This window comes from uncultured Flavobacterium sp., from assembly GCF_963925415.1.
In the GTDB taxonomy this organism is placed as follows: domain Bacteria; phylum Bacteroidota; class Bacteroidia; order Flavobacteriales; family Flavobacteriaceae; genus Flavobacterium.
In genome coordinates this window covers 16,351-31,347 of the sequence record NZ_CAWUTS010000093.1, presented here as the reverse complement: position 1 = coordinate 31,347, position 14,997 = coordinate 16,351, and the positions used below count along the sequence as shown (strand labels likewise).

16 protein-coding genes and 1 pseudogene are annotated in these 14,997 nt (G+C 31.0%); 2 read left to right on the top strand and 15 right to left on the bottom strand.

The annotated features are described in order from the left end of the window. The 6 genes and pseudogenes from AABM47_RS07505 to AABM47_RS07480 form a co-directional block, all read right to left on the bottom strand. Positions 1-496: pseudogene (locus AABM47_RS07505) on the bottom strand (acetylglutamate kinase); the annotation flags it as partial. After that, entirely contained in the window at positions 483-1,442 is a 960-nt protein-coding gene (locus tag AABM47_RS07500) for an acetylornithine carbamoyltransferase (protein WP_338410310.1), read from the bottom strand. The pseudogene AABM47_RS07505 and the gene AABM47_RS07500, both read right to left, overlap by 14 nt. An 8-nt stretch (positions 1,443-1,450) precedes the next feature. Further along, positions 1,451-2,584, bottom strand: coding sequence for an aminotransferase class III-fold pyridoxal phosphate-dependent enzyme (locus tag AABM47_RS07495; RefSeq protein ID WP_338410309.1), 1,134 nt, complete (start codon positions 2,582-2,584; stop codon positions 1,451-1,453). Positions 2,585-2,596: 12 nt separating this feature from the next. Next, on the bottom strand, positions 2,597-3,571 hold the full coding sequence (gene argC / locus AABM47_RS07490) for an N-acetyl-gamma-glutamyl-phosphate reductase (RefSeq protein WP_338410308.1): 975 nt from the start codon (positions 3,569-3,571) through the stop codon (positions 2,597-2,599). Then, the gene (locus tag AABM47_RS07485; protein WP_338410307.1) at positions 3,568-4,782 is read right to left on the bottom strand and encodes an argininosuccinate synthase domain-containing protein; all 1,215 of its coding nucleotides are present in this window, start codon (positions 4,780-4,782) and stop codon (positions 3,568-3,570) included. The genes argC and AABM47_RS07485 overlap by 4 nt, the downstream gene beginning before the upstream one ends. Continuing rightward, positions 4,751-5,326 (bottom strand): N-acetyltransferase, encoded by a 576-nt coding sequence (locus tag AABM47_RS07480; protein WP_338410306.1) that lies wholly within the window; start codon positions 5,324-5,326, stop codon positions 4,751-4,753. The genes AABM47_RS07485 and AABM47_RS07480 overlap by 32 nt, the downstream gene beginning before the upstream one ends. A gap of 204 nt (positions 5,327-5,530) precedes the next feature. Here AABM47_RS07480 and def point away from each other — a divergent pair, with 204 nt between their 5' ends. Together def and AABM47_RS07470 are read left to right on the top strand one after the other, a co-directional pair. Beyond that, entirely contained in the window at positions 5,531-6,118 is a 588-nt protein-coding gene (gene def, locus AABM47_RS07475) for a peptide deformylase (protein ID WP_338410305.1), read from the top strand. A gap of 138 nt (positions 6,119-6,256) precedes the next feature. Then, on the top strand, positions 6,257-6,703 hold the full coding sequence (locus tag AABM47_RS07470) for a DUF5606 domain-containing protein (RefSeq protein ID WP_338410304.1): 447 nt from the start codon (positions 6,257-6,259) through the stop codon (positions 6,701-6,703). Positions 6,704-6,821: 118 nt separating this feature from the next. On the opposite strand, the gene AABM47_RS07465 is transcribed toward AABM47_RS07470, so the two are convergent. The 9 genes from AABM47_RS07465 to trpD all read right to left on the bottom strand — a co-directional run bounded on the left by AABM47_RS07465 (position 6,822) and on the right by trpD (position 14,957). Further along, complete coding sequence (locus tag AABM47_RS07465) at positions 6,822-7,772, bottom strand: tRNA-dihydrouridine synthase family protein (RefSeq protein WP_338410303.1); 951 nt, start codon at positions 7,770-7,772, stop codon at positions 6,822-6,824. Positions 7,773-7,894: 122 nt separating this feature from the next. Continuing rightward, positions 7,895-9,412: an SPFH domain-containing protein gene (locus AABM47_RS07460; RefSeq protein WP_338410302.1), complete on the bottom strand. Its 1,518-nt coding sequence runs from the start codon at positions 9,410-9,412 to the stop codon at positions 7,895-7,897. A gap of 13 nt (positions 9,413-9,425) precedes the next feature. Then, a complete protein-coding gene (locus tag AABM47_RS07455) occupies positions 9,426-9,986 on the bottom strand; it encodes an NfeD family protein (protein ID WP_338410301.1) in 561 nt (186 codons plus the stop codon). A gap of 133 nt (positions 9,987-10,119) precedes the next feature. Next, positions 10,120-10,578 carry a GNAT family N-acetyltransferase gene (locus AABM47_RS07450; protein ID WP_338410300.1) on the bottom strand — a complete coding sequence of 153 codons (459 nt, stop codon included), beginning with the start codon at positions 10,576-10,578 and terminating at the stop codon, positions 10,120-10,122. Between the two features lie 8 nt (positions 10,579-10,586). After that, positions 10,587-11,351: a tryptophan synthase subunit alpha gene (gene trpA / locus AABM47_RS07445; RefSeq protein WP_338410311.1), complete on the bottom strand. Its 765-nt coding sequence runs from the start codon at positions 11,349-11,351 to the stop codon at positions 10,587-10,589. A gap of 7 nt (positions 11,352-11,358) precedes the next feature. Then, positions 11,359-12,552, bottom strand: a complete 1,194-nt coding sequence (gene trpB / locus AABM47_RS07440) for a tryptophan synthase subunit beta (RefSeq protein ID WP_338410299.1) — start codon at positions 12,550-12,552, stop codon at positions 11,359-11,361. Then, positions 12,536-13,147, bottom strand: a complete 612-nt coding sequence (locus AABM47_RS07435; RefSeq protein ID WP_338410298.1) for a phosphoribosylanthranilate isomerase — start codon at positions 13,145-13,147, stop codon at positions 12,536-12,538. The genes trpB and AABM47_RS07435 overlap by 17 nt, the downstream gene beginning before the upstream one ends. A 26-nt stretch (positions 13,148-13,173) precedes the next feature. Further along, positions 13,174-13,962 carry an indole-3-glycerol phosphate synthase TrpC gene (gene trpC, locus AABM47_RS07430; protein ID WP_338410297.1) on the bottom strand — a complete coding sequence of 263 codons (789 nt, stop codon included), beginning with the start codon at positions 13,960-13,962 and terminating at the stop codon, positions 13,174-13,176. Beyond that, complete coding sequence (trpD, locus tag AABM47_RS07425) at positions 13,962-14,957, bottom strand: anthranilate phosphoribosyltransferase (RefSeq protein ID WP_338410296.1); 996 nt, start codon at positions 14,955-14,957, stop codon at positions 13,962-13,964. Before trpD ends, trpC begins: the two co-directional genes overlap by 1 nt. Between the last annotated feature and the right edge of the window lie 40 nt (positions 14,958-14,997).

The window sequence follows — 14,997 nt, the reverse complement described above, 5'->3', positions numbered from 1 at the left end:
CTATAACATCTGCATTTGTGTTTAATAATTGCCCTTTTTTATCGTGTGTTATAGCACAAATAACAGGTGTTAATTTTAAATTTAATAGGCTTTTTAAAAGAGAGGTGTTGATGCTTTTGTTTGATAAATCACCCACAAAACCAAAATCAACAAGGTTTATAGGTCTTTTTTTTGCTTTAATTAAATTTCCATCTGCTCCCGATAGACCAATCGCATTTATGTTGTTTTTTTGTAATAATGCAACTATGTTTTTGTTAATTAAGCCAGCATAAGACATTACGGCAATTTTTAATGTTTCAGCACTTGTAATTCGTTTACCCTCAATTAATTGTTGGGGTATATTTAATTTTTGTGCTAAATCAGTTGCTGTTTTACCCCCACCATGAATCAATATGAAAGGTTCTGATAATACAGACAAATCTTGTGTAAATTTTTTTAATTTTAATTCATTATCAATAATGTTTCCACCAATTTTTATTATGTTAACTTTTTTCATTTGACTCTATTATTTTTTCAAGAATTATTTGTGCGGCAAATGTTCTGTTATTAGCTTGCTCATAAATTAATGAATTTTTACAATCTAAAACTTCATCGCTTACCTCTATATTTCTTCTAACGGGTAAGCAATGCATTATTTTTGCATTATTTGTTTTTTCTAATTTTTTATTTGTCAACATCCAGTCTTCTTTTACTGAAATAATTTTGCCATAATTTTTAAAAGATGACCAGTTTTTAATGTATACAAAATCAGCATCTTGCAATGCTTTTTTTTGATCGTATTCAATAATTGCATTTTGTGTAAATTTTGCATCTAATTCATAGCCTTCAGGATGTGTAATAACAAAATCATAATCCGTTCTATTCATCCATTGTGCAAATGAATTGGCAACTGCATGTGGAATAGATTTGATATGTGGCGCCCATGTGAGAACTATTTTTGGTTTTTTATTTGCAGATAAATTTTCTTTAATTGTAATGCAATCGGCTAAACTTTGAAATGGATGTAAAGTTGCTGACTCTAAGGAAATCAAAGGTACTGTAGCATATTTTTCAAATAAAGAATATATTTTTTCGCTGACATCATCTTCTTTGTTTTCAAGACCTGCAAAGCATCTAAGTCCAATTACATCGCAATATTGGCTTAGCACATTTGCGGCATCTTTTATGTGTTCAACAGTATTTGTATTCATTATTGATCCATCTTCAAACTCCCACAACCAAGCTTCTTGCTTTGCATTTAAAGTCAGGGTTTTTATACCTAAATTTTGAGCTGCTTTAATTGTGCTTAATCGAGTTCTTAAACTCGAGTTTAAAAACACCAATCCAAGTGTTTTTCCTTTGCCTAATTCGCTTTTATTTAAGGGTTTTTTTTTGGTTAAAATAGCATCATTAACTAATTCATCTAAATTTGAAACATCATCTACAGAAAAAAATCTTTTCATTTGCACCCTTATTTAGAATTTGAAATTTTTTTAAATGCCTTAACAAATACATCAAGGTCATTTTTAGTAATATTTAATGCGGGTAATATGCGCAAAGTACAGGGACAAGAGGCATTTCCTGTTAAAATTTTATATTCTGATAATAATTGATTTCTAAAAGGCGCACAAGCTGTTTTTAATTCTATTCCAATCATTAATCCTTGATAGCGAATTTCTTGAATGTTAGCTTCATTTTTAAGTTGTTCGTATAAATAATCCCCTAAAACTGCAGCATTTTGCATTAATTTTTCAGAATTAATCACCTCTAATACTGCTTTTGAAGCTGCACAAGCTAAATAATTGCCGCCAAAAGTGCTGCCTAATAAGCCATGTTTGGCTTTTATTTTAGGTGAAATTAGTACGCCTCCAACAGGAAAACCATTTCCCATCCCTTTAGCTATAGTTATGATGTCAGCTCTTACATCAGCATGTTGATGAGCAAAAAACTTACCTGTTCTTCCATAGCCTGATTGAATTTCATCACAAATAAAAATAGCATCATGTGTTTCACACAAATTTTTAATTTTTTGCAGAAATGTTTTATTGGGAATTTGAACGCCACTAACTCCCTGGATCCCTTCGATAAGTACAGAAGAGATAGTGTTTTTCTTAAAAGTTTCTTCTAATGCGTATATATCGTTAAAAGGCACAAAAATAAAATTATCAGTTTCATTAACTGGAGCAATAATTTTTTTGTTGTCTGAAGCCGCAACTGCAGCAGAAGTTCTTCCGTGAAAAGCTTTGGTAAAACATATAGTTTTCTTTTTTCCGGTATGAAAAGAAGCTAGTTTAATTGCATTTTCAATAGCTTCTGCTCCCGAGTTACACAAAAATAATTCGTAATCATTATAACCGCTAATTTTGCCTAACAAATTGGCAACTTCTTCTTGTAAGGGGATTTTTACCGAATTTGAATAAAATCCAATTTTATGCAATTGCTCGCTTACGTTTTTTACATAAGCAGGATGGCTATGCCCAATAGAAATAACAGCATGGCCTCCATATAAATCTAAATATTTTTCGCCATTGTTAGTCCATAAATAGCTCCCTATGGCTTTTACAAAATTTAAGTCAAATAATGGGTATACATCAAATAATTTCATTTTTTCATTTTTTTAAAATGCAGTTGCTTTTAACTTTAGCCCTAAATTTTCTGACCAACCGAACATTAAATTCATGTTATGAACTGCTTGTCCAGAGGCTCCTTTTAACAAATTATCAATAACAGAGTGAACGACAACGTGGTTATCTACTTTTTCTATATAAAGCAAGCATTTATTTGTATTTACCACTTGTTTTAAATCTATTGGAGTATTTGAAACAAAAACAAAAGGGTTTTTTTTATAAAAAAAATCGTATAGTTTTTGTATTTCTTCTAATTTTAATGATGATTCAAATGTTGAACTTGTGTATATTCCTCTTGTAAAATCACCTCTCCACGGAACAAATTCTATTTGTACAGCATCAGTATTTAAAGCTTCTAATGTTTTGCGAATTTCAGTTAGATGCTGGTGATTTAGTGTTTTATAGGCTGAAATATTGCTCGTTCTTTTACTAAAATGCGATGTTGGTTGCAACTGTTGACCCGCACCAGTCGAACCTGTAATACCAGTAGTATATACTGTTTTTAAAAGTTTTGCTTTAGCAAGAGGAAGTAAAGCCAGTTGAATTGCTGAAGCAAAACAACCAGGATTTGAAATGAATTGAGCTTTTTTAATAGCATCAGTATTGATTTCGGGTAAACCATATATAAATTCACCTTTACTGAATGTGTTTTCTATTCTATAATCATTACCTAAATCTATAATTTTTAAATCATTATTTATTTCATGTGTTTCAATCCAAAGACTACTTTCTTTATGCGGCAAACACAAAAAAAGCACATCAATATTGTTTGAAAACGTGTTTGTAAAAACCAACTCAGTTTCTCCAACTAAATCTGTATGAATTGATGATACATTTTTTCCATCAGAACTTCGACTTAACGCAAACTCAATTTTAACCTTAGGATGGTTTAGTAGCAAACGAATTAATTCTCCACCCGTATAGCCTGCAGCTCCTATTATTCCCACTTTTGTTAATGATTTCATTTTACTTGTGTATTAGTAGCATTTACTTGATGGTAAATGGACAAAGAATTACTAATTACTTTAGAATACCCTTTTACATCTTCTGCAGTCCAACTTAAATTCATTTCTCCGTAAACTCCAAATTTTGATGCCATCAAATCATTATCAGATTCTATTCCATTTAAAATAAAACGATATGGTAAAAGAGTTAAAAAGACCTTGCCATTAACACAGTTTTGCGTGCTGGAAAAGAAAGTTTCAATATCTCGCAAAGCTGGATCTAAAAACAACCCTTCGTGAAGCCAACTTCCATACCAATCTGCCAATTGATTTTTTAAATTTAATTGGAATTTGGATAAGGTGTGTTTTTCTAATAAATGATGTGCTTTTAATATAAGTAGCGCAGCCGCTGCTTCAAAACCTACTCTTCCTTTAATGCCCACGATGGTATCACCTACATGTACGTCTCTACCTATAGCAAAAGGTTTCGCAAGGTTTTCTAAATGCAATATTGCTAAACTTGGGTGTAAAAATCTTTCATTGTCTATACCAATTAATTCACCTTTTATAAAATGCAATGTTACATCTGTTTTATCTTTTTCTGTTTTTTCTAATGGAGAAGGAAATGCAGATTCAGGTAAATTAACATGAGAGGTTAAGGTTTCTTTTCCTCCAACAGATGTTCCCCAAAGACCTTTGTTTATTGAATATAACGCTTTTTCAAAATTCATTTCAACATTGTTTTCTTTTAGAAATGCAATTTCAGCTTCTCTAGAAAGTTTTAAATCGCGAATAGGAGTTATGATTTCAATAGACGAACATAAAACATTAAAAATAACATCAAAACGAACCTGATCATTACCTGCACCCGTACTTCCGTGCGCAATAGCATCTGCATTTATTTTTTGTGCATATTGAGCAATGTATTTTGCTTGAACTGTTCGTTCGGCACTTACAGAAAGAGGGTAGGTATTGTTTTTTAAAACATTACCAAAAATTAAATATTTTACACAACTGTCATAAAATGTTTTTACAGCATCAATGCAAGTGTATGAATGTACACCTAGTTCAAAAGCTCTTTTCTCAATTTCTTTGATTTCTTTAAAAGTAAAACCACCTGTATTTATTGTTACTGCATGGACTTCATATCCAAGTTTTTTTGATAAATAAACAGCACAAAATGAAGTGTCTAATCCGCCACTATATGCTAATACTACTTTTTTCATTTTCATTTTTTTTCATTTTTTTTTCATTTCCATCATGCATCATAGCAGTACACAAACAGTTTTTTTTGTCTTTAGATATTAAAATAGCATAATTGACACAACTTTTGCAGCCTTCCCAAAATTTTTCGTCATCAGTTATTTCAGAATAAGTTATAGGTTTGTAGCCTAATTCGCTGTTAATTTTCATAACAGCTAATCCAGTTGTTAAACCAAAAATTTTTGCATTAGGAAACTTAATTTTAGATAAATTAAATATCTCTTGTTTTATTTTTCGTGCCAAGCCTAAATTTCTAAATTTCGGATTCACAATTAATCCAGAGTTAACAACAAATTTTTCATTACTCCAAGTTTCAATATAACAAAAACCAGCCCATTCATTTGTTTTAGAAAGTGCTATAATTCCGTTGCCATCAATAATTTTTTTACTCAAATATTCAACAGATCGCTTTGCTATTCCTGTGCCTCTTATTGATGCAGAATAGGCTATTTCTTCAATTATTGCATCACAGAAAATTAAATGTTGAGAATTTGTTTGCTCAATCGTTATCATTGTTAATAATATTTTCGACAAATATAAATATTTAATCCTTATTATTACAATTAAAAAGATTTTATATCTTTTTAATTTATATAAAATAGTTTTTATTTTGTTAAATGAATTTAATTCACTTTTCGTTTTAGAATTTGGGTACATTTAAAATTAATTAAATAAGATTTCTTATTTTTGCATTTTAAAACATTAAAAATAAGACTCATGATTTTACCTATATATGGTTATGGAGAAGCCGTTTTAAGAAAACAATGTGAAGTAGTCGCTCAAGACTATTCAAACCTAAACGAAGTAATTGCTAACATGTATGAGACTATGAATAATGCTCATGGTGTTGGTTTAGCTGCTCCACAAATAGGTATGGCTATTCGTGTTTTTATTGTAGATACTGAGCCTTTTTCTGATAGTGATGATATTTCTAAAGAAGAAGCAGCCGAATTAAAAGCTTTTAAGCAAACGTTTATTAATGCAAAAATTCTTAAAGAAGAAGGTGATTTATGGACTTTTAATGAGGGTTGCCTAAGTATACCTGATGTTCGTGAAGATGTTTTACGTCACGATACCATAACAATTGAATACTACGACGAAAATTTCAACAAAAAAAAAGAGGTTTATAGCGGATTAATTGCTCGTGTTATTCAGCATGAATACGATCATATAGAAGGGATTTTGTTTACCGATCATATTTCTACATTAAAAAGAAAATTAATTTCAAAAAAGCTAAACAACATCAAAGACGGAAAAGCTTTTCCTGATTACAGAATGAAATTTGCCAATAAAAAAGGTAGATAAACTATTTATATATTTACAAATTTCAATCGTAATTTTATTACAGGTTAATTGATTTCTATTTACAAGTAAGTAACCAATTCTTATATAAAAATCGCACACTTAAATAAAAAATATTAGATAACTATAATAAAAAATAAAATGAGTTTAAAAAAAATACTAGCCGTTTCTGGTAAACCAGGTTTGTTTGATTTAAAAGTACAAACACGCACCGGATTCGTTGCAGAATCATTAATTGATGGAAAAAAAATAACGGTTGGATTAAAAGCCAATGTAAGCTTGCTTTCAGAAATTGCCATTTATACATACAATGAAGAAGTTCGTTTAGTTCAAATATTTAAAGCTATTGCCACTAAAGAAAGCGAAGGTTTAACAATTTCGCATAAATCTGATGATGTTACATTAAGGGCTTATTTTCGTGAAATTTTACCTGAATTTGATGAAGACAGAGTATATAACTCAGATATAAAAAAAGTATTAAATTGGTATAATTTATTGCATTCAAAAGGGTTTGTAAGTCTTGAAGCTTTGGATATAGAAGAAAAAGCAGCTGAAGAAGCGGCAAAAGCAGCTGAAGCATCAAAATAAATTATAAATAGTGAAAATAAAAAAATTCTAATTTACATTAGGATTTTTTTTTGCTGTTTTACAATTAAACTAATTTAATTATTTTAACAGGTTAAATTAAAGGTTGTAAATAACTTTTTTAAGTAATTTCATTGTTAAAAATTTCTTGAACTGCTTCTTGGTAAACTTTTGGATTAGCAGCTTTCTTAATTTTTTTTAACGTTTTTTGAGGATTTGAAAATGACATGGAAAAGTATTCCCAAAAACCCAACATTTTCATTTTTATAGGTGTTGGACCAGAAAGCGCTGCATCATATTGTTGATAAATAGTGTCATGAAATTCTTGAAAAATTTTCCATCGGTCTTTTGGATATTCGGTTGTATTTTTTTTGATCATATTTGGTAAAAAAGGATCGGCAATTAAACCTCTACCTATCATGAAGTGATCAATACTAGGAAAAAGATTTTGCATTTCAGAACACTTGGCTACAGATGTTATGTCCCCATTGTAATAGAGTTTGTGTTTGGTGTTTTCGGTACAGCGTTGAAAAGCTTTTAAGTTTACACCACCTTTATAAAGTTGTTTCCCAATTCGGGCATGTATCGCAATGTTTTTTATAGGGTAGGCATCTAAAATTGGAAAAACATTTAAAATTTCCTCTGGATTTTCATAACCCATTCGCATTTTCATTGAAACTATAACATCAGTCTCGTTATGCACACGCTTTAAAATATGATCAATTTTTTCAGGATTACAAATAAGCCCAGAACCCATTCCTTTTTTTGTAACCATTGGGTAGGGACAACCTAAGTTCCAATTAAGTTCGTTATAACCCAATTCTTGAACGTATTTTACTACAAACAAAAATTCTTCGGCGTCGTTAGTCATTACTTGCGGAATCAACTCTAATGTATTGTTGTGTTCCAATTGTAAATCGCGTTGGTACGAATTTTTAATTACTAATTTTCCGTCTAATCTAATATATGGGGCATAATAGGTGTCAATTCCTCCAAAGTATTTGTGAAATGCATTTCTAAATCGGAAATCGGTAAAGCCTTGTAATGGTGATGAAAGAAGGGTTATGCTCATGTGTTATTTTGAAATGCAAAGATAAGTAAAAAGTGACTTTTATTATTTAACAAATGAAAAAATTCCAAACCCAAGCGTAACACTCAAAATTTGGAATTTTATATTTAAAACATTTCTGTATTTTATTTTACTTTATCAGTAGAATTGGTCTCTTTTGGATCTTCATCAACAATATCATTACCTTTTAAGTAAGTGGGTAAATTTAATCCGGCCATATTGAATAAATCATTTAATGGTGGTACTGTTTTCATCATGCCAGAAACAAAGTTTGCTGTTGATCCTGCACCATTGTCACCATTGTTTCCAGAATCCCAAACCGTAATTTTATCAATTTTAATATTTTTAACGGCTTCAACTTGAGTTCTCACCAATTCGGGTAATTTTTCAATTAACAACAATTGAAATGCTTTTGTTGGATCGCCACCAGCAGCACTAACTACTTCACGATATCCTTCGGCTTGTTTGGTTAAAATTTCATATAAACCTTTAGCTTCAGCTTCCATTTTTGCAAATATAGCATCGGCTTCTCCTTTTGCTAATTCTCTAGTTTTTTCAGCTTCAGCTTGAGCATCAATAATAGCTTTTTGTTTGGCAATTTGAGCTGGAATTACGATGTTAGCATTTTGAGTAGAACGTTCTCTGTCAGCACGAGCGTCTTCTGCTTTTTGTTCAGCAAGATATGATTCCTCCAGAGCTTTTGCGCTTTGTACTTTTTCAGATGCTAATGCAATTCTTAGTGCTTCAGCTTCTCGTTCACGTCGTGTGGCTTCTGATTTAGCTATGGCAATTTTTGCTTCATTTTCTCCTTGAATAGCAATAGCATTTGCTTCAGATGTTTTAACACGTGTATCTCTTAATGCTTCTGCTTTACCAATACTTTCATCCTTAAACGCAGCGGCAATACTTACTTCTCTATCTTTATTGGTAATTGCAATTTTAACATCGCGATCTCTATGAGTTTCTGCAATTTGAACATCTTTTTCTCGATCAGCCATTGCTTTTCCTGTCTCTCCAATTTTTTCTTGTTCGGCTACAGAAATCTTTGCCTCGTTTATTGCCTTTGCAGCAGCTTCTTTTCCAAGTGCTTCAATATATCCAGATTCATCTCTGATATCTGTAACGTTAACATTGATCAATTTTAAACCTATTTTACGCAATTCAGAATCTACATTTTTTGAAATGTTTTCTAAGAATTTATCTCGATCAGAGTTGATTTCCTCAATAGTCATTGTTGCAATAACCAAACGCAATTGTCCGAATAAAATGTCTTTTGCTAATTCTTGAATTTGTTCTGGAGTAAGGCCTAATAAACGCTCAGCAGCTGTATTCATACTTTGAGACTCAGTAGAGATAGCAATTGTAAAACGACAAGGTACATCGACACGAATGTTTTGACGAGAAAGCGCATTAGTTAAATTAGCTTCTATTGATAAAGGCTTCAAATCTAAATATTGAAAATCTTGAATTACAGGCCAAATAAAGGCACCACCACCATGAATACATTTGGCAGATGTTCCACCAGTTCGTCCATAAATGACAAGAATTTTATCTGATGGGCATCTTTTATAACGTGAAATAAGTGTTAAAAAGGTTACAAAAACAACAAATACAGCAACAACAATAATAATAATTTCACTCATAGTTTAGTTTAATTTAAATTTTTTCGACAATTAATAAGTTATTTTCTAGGGACACAACTTTTACAGCAGTATTTGAAGGAATTTTTTGAGCAGAAAGTGTTATAGCATCTAATTCATGAAAAGCTCCATTGACACTAATTTGAACTTTACCTTTGCCAGATTTTGCTTCTGGAATGGTTAAATAAACATGGGCAGTTTTGTTAAGTGTATCTTCAATTTTAAAGCTATTATTTTCTGATAATTTTAATATTTGTTTTATCATAACAAAGAAAAAACCGACAAAAGTAAGCCCCACCAAAACAGAAACAATAATTAAAACCGTTTTGTTTTGCATGGAATTATAAAATGAAATTCCAGTCCAACTAAAGCCCAAAAGAAAATTAATTAAGTTACGTAATGTAAAAATTTCGAAAGGCATTTCGCCACCGTCACTTCCATCTGTATCACCATCAGTTTCTCCGCCACTTAAGCCTACAAAAGTCATAATGGTTTGTAATAAAAAAAACAAGCTTACAGGTAAAGCGATGTACCAGAAGGCCTTAAGTAAAGGTTCATAGTTTTCTATAAATGTCATAGTTATAGTTTTGATTGTTCTATTTATACGGTAAATTAAACAAAAAGTTACAATTCATCCTTAAAATAAAATTAAGTAACTGACTATTAGTTTAATAAAAAAAGAAACTATAAATATTCATGTAGCATGAAATTTAAATTTTCATCCTCATTTCTAAAATATGAGGTTTAAAACCAGATTTTATATATGCATTTTTAGCAGTAGTATTTTCATCATAGACTTCTAATCGCACTTCGCTTATGTTTTTACTTTTAGTCCAATTCATAAGTTCGTTTAATACATTTTGAATGATTCCTAGTCCACGAACTTCGGGCAAAACATACATAAAGCCAAAATGAGCATATGCATTGTGTTTTAAATAAGATTTTGCAGTTATGATTTTTGCATACCCAGAACCTACTATTTTTTCATTAGATACAGCAACTAATACTTCTGCGTTTGGTGATTTAATAAGCTCAATTAAATCATAATAATGAATTTCACCTTCTTTTAATGTTGGGTCAAAATTTCTTTCTGCTTTTATTATCCCTTTTTCAAAAGCTAGTAAGGTTTCAATTTCGATTTCTTGTGCTTTTCGAATTTCGATCTTCATATCTTAGGCTATTTTCGAATTAAATCAATAAAATTTTTAATTGAATCTATCGTATTATTTTTTAAAAACGTAATAAAAGCACTTCCTATAATTGCTCCTTTTTGATATTGAGTAGCTTGCAAGAATGTTTCTTCATCTTTAATTCCAAAACCTATAATTTGAGGGTTTTTTAAGTTTAATTGGGCAATTCTTTTAAAATAATCCAATTGTTCACTCTGAAATCCCGATTGACTGCCTGTAACTGCCGCCGAGCTGACCATGTATATAAAACTATCTGAAAGTGCGTCTATTTGTTTTATGCGTTCGTTGGATGTTTGTGGTGTAATTAAAAATATATTTTTTAAATTATATTTTTCAAAAATGTCTTTGTATTCATTTTCATAAACATTTAAGGGCAAATCGGGAATTATAAATCCGTCAATGCCAATTTCAGCACATGTTTGACAAAATTTTTCCATACCATATTGCATCATTGGGTTGAAATACCCCATAACGATTAGCGGAATAGAAACGGTTTTTCGAATGTCTTTCAATTGTTCAAATAATCGTGCTGAAGTCATACCATTTTTAATAGCAATAGTCGAACTCTCTTGGATGGTAGGCCCATCTGCTAAAGGGTCAGAAAAAGGCAAACCAATTTCTATCATATCTACACCGTTTTTTTCCAATTCTTGAATAATAGAAGCGGTATCGTTTGTATTTGGATAACCTGCAGTAAAATATATTGACAGCAGTTTTTTATTTTCTTGTAATTTTGTGTTAATTCTGTTCATTATATAATTAGTCATTTAATTTAAAATAATCGATATAGGTATTCAAATCTTTATCACCTCTGCCAGACAAGTTAATCACAACGATATCAGTAGGTTTAAATTGTTTTTTATCTAAAACTGAAAAAGCATGGGCTGTTTCAATTGCTGGAATTATACCTTCCATTTTTGAAATTGCTAGTCCAGAATTCATAGCTTCAGCATCAGTAATTGCTATAAACTCTGCTCTATTGGAGTCATGTAAATGTGCATGTAATGGCCCAACGCCAGGATAATCTAAACCTGCAGAAATAGAATAAGGTTCTGTAATTTGACCATCTTTTGTTTGCATTAATAAGGTTTTACTTCCATGAATAATTCCGATTTTTCCTAAAACTGATGTTGCAGCACTTTTACCAGAATGAACCCCATGACCAGCAGCTTCTACTGCAATTAATTTTACAGACTCATCTTCTAAAAATTCATAAAAAGCACCAGCGGCATTACTACCGCCACCAACACAGGCAATTACATAATCGGGATTTTCTCGACCTTCTTGTTCTAATAATTGTGTTTTTATTTCTTTAGAAATTACACTTTGAAAACGGGCTACCATATCTGGATAGGGATGGGGCCCCACCACAGATCCAATAATATAAAATGTATCCACAGGATTGTTAATCCAATCTCTAATTGCCTCATTTGTTGCATCTTTCAAGGTTTTAGATCCAGAAGTAGCGGGTCTAATTTTTGCACCCAGCATTTTCATACGTGCTACATTTGGAGCTTGACGTTTGATATCTACTTCACCCATAAAAACGATACACTCTAAGCCCATTAAGGCACAAACGGTAGCTGTTGCAACTCCATGTTGGCCAGCACCTGTTTCAGCTATGATACGGGTTTTTCCTAGTCGTTTAGCCATTAAAATTTGCCCTATGGTATTGTTGACTTTATGAGCACCTGTATGGCACAAATCTTCTCGTTTTAAATAAATTTTTGTATTGTATTTTTCAGATAATCGTTTAGCAAAATAAAGAGGCGTAGGTCTGCCTACATATTGTACTAATAAGCTATTAAACTCTTCTTGAAAAGAAGGTTCATGCATGATGTTTAGATAGTTTTTTTTTAATTCTTCAACGTTTGGATATAACATTTCAGGTATAAAAGCACCACCAAATTTGCCATAAAATCCATTTGTGTCTACATTAAATTTTGTTTTCATAAAGCAGTTTTTTAAATTTTTTTATATCATTTTTATTTTTTAATCCAGGATTATCTTCAAAGCGACTGTTGATGTCAATTGCGTAGCAATATGATGCTAGATCAGAATTCAGGAATTTTTTTAATTCATCTATTTCGGTTAATCCAATTCCGCCACTTAAAAAGAAAGGTTTTTTTAAGGTATATTTTTCTAAAACATGCCAATCAAAACGCAATCCATTTCCGCCGGGTAACTTTCCTTTAGTATCAAAAAGAAAATAATCAACTGCATTTTTGTATTTATTTAATTTATTAAAATCAAAATTGTTATCAACAGAAAAGGCTTTAATAATTTTAATATTTTCTTTTTTTAACTCCCTACAAAAATCATCTGTTTCTGTACCGTGTAATTGAATGACATCTAATTTAAAAACCTTAATTTTATGTAGAATTTCATCTATAAAAGAATCAACAAAAACGCCTACTTTTTTGATGTTTAAATCGAGGTTTGTTATTTCATTTTGTTCATATTTTCGTATTGATTTATCCCAAAAAATAAATCCTAAATAATCAGGTTTTAGCATGGCAATTTTCTGAATATTTTCTGAATATTTCATACCGCATATTTTTAATTTTACTTTTTTCATCGCTTCATCACTTTTCGAATAAATTGGCTCGCTTGATCACCAGGGTTTTCGGTTTTCATAAAATGCTCACCCATTAAAAAGCCTTGATAACCATATTTTTTTAGTTCTATAACTGCTTCAACAGTGCTGATACCACTTTCAGAAACTTTCACAAAATTATTTGGGATATGATTAGCTAATTTTTTGCTGTAATCTAAACTTACTTCAAAGGTTTTTAAATTTCGATTGTTAACTCCAATCATATCTAAACTGGGCATAATTGATTTTTCTAACTCTTCTAGGTTGTGTACTTCCAACAAAACCTCCAAAGCTAAACTTTGAGCAAACGCTGACAAATATTTGATTTCTTCTCGAGTCAGTACTGCCGCAATTAATAAAATAGCATCAGCTCCATATGCTTTAGCTTCTAATAGTTGGTATTCGTCTATTACAAATTCTTTTCGCAATAAAGGAATTTTTGAAGATGCTTTAGCCAATACTAAATCGTCTAAACTACCTCCAAAATATTTTGCGTCTGTTAATATAGAAATTCCAGAAACACCTGCGTTTTGATAACCATTAACAACATCTTCAACCGAATGATTATTATTAATAACTGATTTTGATGGAGACCTACGTTTGTGTTCTGCAATTATGCCTGATAAACTATTTCGTAACAATTTAGCCATCGAATTTGTTTTTCCATTAAACAAAACAGATGCTTCTAATTGTGAAACAGGAATAATGCTTTTCTTTAAAGCCACTTCCCTTTTTTTGTCGCTTATAATTTTGTTTAGTATATTCATTATTGTTTACTTAATTTAATCAATGTATTTAATTTTTCAAATGCTTTACCTGAATTTAAACTTTCCTGAGCTTTAGCCAATGCGTCTGTATAACACAACTTTTCTATTGTTTGAATTGCCACAGCTGCATTTGCACATACTACATTTTTTTGCTCAACAGAACCGTTACCAGAAATTACATTGTAGAATATTTTAGCTGCTTCATCGATGGTTGTTCCTCCTTTTATAGATTCTAATTTTATAACTGAAAAATTAAAGTCGCTTGGTTTAAGAATCTGTTCAGATTCATTAGAAATAATTTTTACATCATCGGTTAATGATACTTCATCAAAACCACTTAATCCATGTATAATACTATAGTTAGTAGTAGTGTTTTGATACAAATAGGCATACATACGCGCTAACTCTAAACTAAAAACACCTACCATTTGATTTTTTGGGAACGACGGGTTTACCATCGGTCCCAGCATATTAAAAAACGTTTTAACGCCTAATTCTTTCCGAATTGGGCCTACATTTTTCATAGCCGGGTGAAATAAAGGTGCATGTAAAATGGCAATGTTAGTTTTTTCAATAGATTTGGTTAGAAAATCAATATCATTTGTGAATTTTACACCCATTTTTTCCATAACGTTACTCGATCCTGAAATAGACGATACTCCATAATTGCCATGTTTTGCAACCTTGATTCCGGCTCCAGCAACAATAAAAGATGCTAAAGTGGATATGTTAAAAGTGTCTTTTTCATCTCCACCAGTTCCGCATAAATCAATTGTATCATATGCTGAAAAATCAACTCGAACGCACAACTCCAACAGAGCCTCCCGAAAACCAGAAAGCTCTTCAATAGTAATGCTTCGCATCATGTAAACGGTTAAAAAAGAGGCTATTTGACTTGAATTATAGTTGCCAACTGATATGTTAAACAATACTTCTTTAGCTTCAGCTTTTAAAAGTATTTCGTGATTGATTAATCTATTTAGTGTTGCTTTCATATTATGCTTAATTATTTAGCAGTTTTTGAGATCATTTCTA

What these genes read in the sequence shown, in the direction of transcription:
- AABM47_RS07500 (WP_338410310.1), bottom strand. Translation starts at nt 1,442, where the DNA reads ATGAAAAGATTTTTTTCTGTAGATGATGTTTCAAATTTAGATGAATTA.
- AABM47_RS07495 (WP_338410309.1), bottom strand. Translation starts at nt 2,584, where the DNA reads ATGAAATTATTTGATGTATACCCATTATTTGACTTAAATTTTGTAAAA.
- argC (WP_338410308.1), bottom strand. Translation starts at nt 3,571, where the DNA reads ATGAAATCATTAACAAAAGTGGGAATAATAGGAGCTGCAGGCTATACG.
- AABM47_RS07485 (WP_338410307.1), bottom strand. Translation starts at nt 4,782, where the DNA reads ATGAAAATGAAAAAAGTAGTATTAGCATATAGTGGCGGATTAGACACT.
- AABM47_RS07480 (WP_338410306.1), bottom strand. Translation starts at nt 5,326, where the DNA reads ATGATAACGATTGAGCAAACAAATTCTCAACATTTAATTTTCTGTGAT.
- def (WP_338410305.1), top strand. Translation starts at nt 5,531, where the DNA reads ATGATTTTACCTATATATGGTTATGGAGAAGCCGTTTTAAGAAAACAA.
- AABM47_RS07470 (WP_338410304.1), top strand. Translation starts at nt 6,257, where the DNA reads ATGAGTTTAAAAAAAATACTAGCCGTTTCTGGTAAACCAGGTTTGTTT.
- AABM47_RS07465 (WP_338410303.1), bottom strand. Translation starts at nt 7,772, where the DNA reads ATGAGCATAACCCTTCTTTCATCACCATTACAAGGCTTTACCGATTTC.
- AABM47_RS07460 (WP_338410302.1), bottom strand. Translation starts at nt 9,412, where the DNA reads ATGAGTGAAATTATTATTATTGTTGTTGCTGTATTTGTTGTTTTTGTA.
- AABM47_RS07455 (WP_338410301.1), bottom strand. Translation starts at nt 9,986, where the DNA reads ATGACATTTATAGAAAACTATGAACCTTTACTTAAGGCCTTCTGGTAC.
- AABM47_RS07450 (WP_338410300.1), bottom strand. Translation starts at nt 10,578, where the DNA reads ATGAAGATCGAAATTCGAAAAGCACAAGAAATCGAAATTGAAACCTTA.
- trpA (WP_338410311.1), bottom strand. Translation starts at nt 11,351, where the DNA reads ATGAACAGAATTAACACAAAATTACAAGAAAATAAAAAACTGCTGTCA.
- trpB (WP_338410299.1), bottom strand. Translation starts at nt 12,552, where the DNA reads ATGAAAACAAAATTTAATGTAGACACAAATGGATTTTATGGCAAATTT.
- AABM47_RS07435 (WP_338410298.1), bottom strand. Translation starts at nt 13,147, where the DNA reads ATGAAATATTCAGAAAATATTCAGAAAATTGCCATGCTAAAACCTGAT.
- trpC (WP_338410297.1), bottom strand. Translation starts at nt 13,962, where the DNA reads ATGAATATACTAAACAAAATTATAAGCGACAAAAAAAGGGAAGTGGCT.
- trpD (WP_338410296.1), bottom strand. Translation starts at nt 14,957, where the DNA reads ATGAAAGCAACACTAAATAGATTAATCAATCACGAAATACTTTTAAAA.